General features: G+C 69.6%; 3 protein-coding genes. 2 read left to right on the forward strand and 1 reads right to left on the reverse strand.

Annotated elements, in window-relative coordinates; all coding sequences use genetic code 11:
• Both cgtA and KBX53_RS31700 read left to right on the forward strand, forming a co-directional pair.
• A partial coding sequence (cgtA, locus tag KBX53_RS31695) for an Obg family GTPase CgtA (protein ID WP_210863476.1) occupies positions 1-584 on the forward strand: 584 nt, incomplete at its 5' end.
• Positions 585-654: 70 nt separating this feature from the next.
• Entirely contained in the window at positions 655-1,104 is a 450-nt protein-coding gene (locus KBX53_RS31700) for a GNAT family N-acetyltransferase (RefSeq protein ID WP_210863478.1), read from the forward strand.
• A gap of 16 nt (positions 1,105-1,120) precedes the next feature.
• On the opposite strand, the gene KBX53_RS31705 is transcribed toward KBX53_RS31700, so the two are convergent.
• The gene (locus KBX53_RS31705; protein ID WP_030336555.1) at positions 1,121-1,780 is read right to left on the reverse strand and encodes a DUF6766 family protein; all 660 of its coding nucleotides are present in this window, start codon (positions 1,778-1,780) and stop codon (positions 1,121-1,123) included.
• Between the last annotated feature and the right edge of the window lie 100 nt (positions 1,781-1,880).

Below are 1,880 nucleotides of genomic sequence, written 5' to 3' on the forward strand. Positions count from 1 at the left end.
TGGCTCACAAAAAGGGTGCGTCCAGCTCGCGTAACGGTCGTGACTCCGCGGCCACCCGGGAAGGGCTCAAGGAGCTGACCTACGCGATGGCCGAGCTGGTAGAGGCAGAGCGCAAGGCCGCGCCGCCCGCCGAGCCGACCCGGATCGTGATCCGCCCGATCGCCGTGGACGACGACGGTTTCACCATCACGGCCGAGGCGGACGGCTCGTTCACCGTGCGCGGTGTCCGCCCGGAACGCTGGGTCAAGCAGACCAACTTCGACAACGACGAGGCGGTCGGCTACCTGGCTGACCGGCTGGCCCGGCTCGGGGTGGAGGACAAGCTGGCCAAGGCCGGCGCGCAGCCCGGTGATCTGGTCCGGATCGGCGTGCGCGAGTTCGACTGGCAGCCGACGCTCTTCGCCGGCGTGGAGTTCGTACCCGGCAACCGGGGCACCGACGTCCGCCTGGAGGAGAAGTCGAACCGGGCCTCCGCCGCGGATCGGCTCGCGGCCCGCAAGGCTCGTCGGGTGCGGTCGGCGGACGAGGTGGGCGCGGACGCGTCCGACGACCCCGACGACGAGGACGAGGACGACGCCGAGTAGTTCGTTGCGCTCCGTGATGGGGTTGATTTCCGGAAACCTTCGCGAAATCGGCGCGTCCTAGCGTGGGGTGATGCTGATCGAGTCCCGGCCTGCCATCGATCCGGAGATCGCCGCCATGGTCACCGCGCAGCAGCGTGAGCTGCGCGAGGCCGATGGCGGGTTGGACGGGCAGGTCTTCATGCCGCACGACGACGTCCGCTACCTGGCGGTGGTGGTGAACGGTCGGGCGGTGGCCTGCGGTGGGCTCCAGGCGCTCGACGCCGAGACCGGCGAGGTCAAGCGGATGTACGTCCGGCCCGCGTACCGGGGGCGGGGGATCGGTCGTCAGTTGCTCGCCGCGTTGGAGGAGTGCGCGTTCCGGCAGGGGCACTCGGTGGTCTGCCTGGAGACGGGCACCTACCTGCCGGCGGCGATGGCGCTGTACACCTCGTGTGGCTACCAGCAGATCCCGGTCTACGGCGAGTACGTGGGCAACCCGTACAGCGTCTGTTTCGCCAAGCGGCTGCCGGTCGCGGCCTGACTGCCGCGTCGCCCCCTCAGGCGCCGGTGCTGGCGTGCGCGACGGTCACCGGCTTCGACTCCGGCGAGGCGTGCTGGCGCAGCACGATGCTCAGCAGGATCAGCGCGCCCACAGCGAGGAACTCGCTCTGCCAGTTCTGCATCGACTGGAACCAGAAGTCGCTGGTGCCGAGGAACTCCCACACCCCGATCGGCGGCGCGCCGCTCTGGAGCGCCTGCTCCTGGTTGTAGGCGGCGGTGCCACCGAGCAGGTGACCGACGAAGGAACCGGCGAAGATCAGCAGCAGCGCGATGGAGAGGCTGTTCCGGTAGACCACCAACGGCAGGCCGCCGACGCGGACCGGCCAGGGTGACTGCGGGGTCGCGCGGCGCTCGTCGTCCTCCGGCCGGTCGGTCTGGTCCACCGGCTTGGACTCGGCCGAGCCCCGCTGCACCAGGTACGCGGTGAGCAGTACGTAGCCGCCCATCTGGAGGAACTCCGACTCCCAGTTCTCGAAGACCGCCTCGGCGAAGTGCCCGCTGGTCAGGTACGCCGGCCAGCTCAGCGGTGCGGCCCCGAACTCGGTCAGCTCCTCGTTGTGGGTCTGCCAGCCGAAGACGCTCTGCAACACGAGGAAGACCAGGAACGCGCCCAGCATGGCGACCGCCAGGGCGTTGTCACGCAGCCAACGAGGCATGATCGCACCTCCTTCGCCGGTCGATTACCCCTGTTTGCCTGGCGGCGAAACAAAGAGCGCCAGGTCAGCGCCGTTCAGCGGGGCTGTCCAGGCGTCCACC

This window comes from Micromonospora sp. M51, from assembly GCF_018070305.1.
Lineage (GTDB): Bacteria > Actinomycetota > Actinomycetes > Mycobacteriales > Micromonosporaceae > Micromonospora > Micromonospora parva.

Excerpts from the sequence above, each read along its gene's own strand:
- KBX53_RS31700 (WP_210863478.1), top strand. The coding sequence starts at position 655 with ATGCTGATCGAGTCCCGGCCTGCCATCGATCCGGAGATCGCCGCCATG.
- KBX53_RS31705 (WP_030336555.1), bottom strand. The coding sequence starts at position 1,780 with ATGCCTCGTTGGCTGCGTGACAACGCCCTGGCGGTCGCCATGCTGGGC.